The sequence below is a fragment of the Streptomyces sp. KR55 genome (assembly GCF_052245645.1).
Taxonomy (GTDB): domain Bacteria; phylum Actinomycetota; class Actinomycetes; order Streptomycetales; family Streptomycetaceae; genus Streptomyces; species Streptomyces flavusporus.
Genome location: NZ_JBQQCE010000994.1, coordinates 1 through 719, shown reverse-complemented (window position 1 = coordinate 719; position 719 = coordinate 1). Strand labels below are relative to the sequence as shown.

At 72.0% G+C, this 719-nt stretch carries 1 protein-coding gene; it reads left to right on the top strand.

Going from position 1 to position 719, the window contains the following annotated elements; all coding sequences use genetic code 11:
* Positions 1-698 (top strand): HAD-IC family P-type ATPase (locus tag ACTWQJ_RS51985; protein WP_443313296.1); only part of this gene is annotated, 698 nt, incomplete at its 5' end.
* Positions 699-719: the final 21 nt, after the last annotated feature.

The following is a 719-nucleotide window of genomic DNA, read 5'->3' as shown; positions in this document are numbered from 1 at the left end:
TGGCCCGGGAGTGGACGAGCCGGCTGCGTGCCGCCGGCGAGACCGTCATCTGCCTCGCCCACGACGAGAAGCTCATCGGCATGCTCGGCCTGTCCGACGCCGTACGCGGCGGCGCCGACACCGTCGTCCGCCAGCTGACCGAGCTCGGAGTGACCCGCATCGTGCTGCTCACCGGCGACGCACCCGAGACCGCCCAGGCCGTCGCCGACACCCTCGGCATCACCGAAGTCCACGCCCACGCACTGCCCGAGGCCAAACTCCAGCTGATCCGCGACCTGCAGACCGAGGGACACAGCGTGGCCATGGTCGGCGACGGCACCAACGACGCCCCCGCACTCGCGCTCGCCGACGTCGGCATCGTCATGGGCGCCCACTCCTCCCACGTCGCGCTGGAGACCGCCGACATTGCCCTCGCCGGAAACGACCTGCGCCAGGTCGCCGCCGTCGTGGAACTCAGCCGGCACACCCTGCGCGTCGTACGGCAGAACTACACCCTCTCCATCGGCGTGAACCTCGCCGGCCTCGTCGCGGGCGCCGGCGGCTCCATCAACCCCGTCCTGGCCGCCCTGCTCCACAACACCAGCAGCATCGCCGTGGTCGCCAACTCCGCCCGACTCGTCGGCCACACACCACACCTGCCCAGCGACACCACCGGACGACTGCGCGCCGCACCACTGGAGGAGCGGCGCGTGCGCTGATCCCCCACGCCGCCGGTCTGG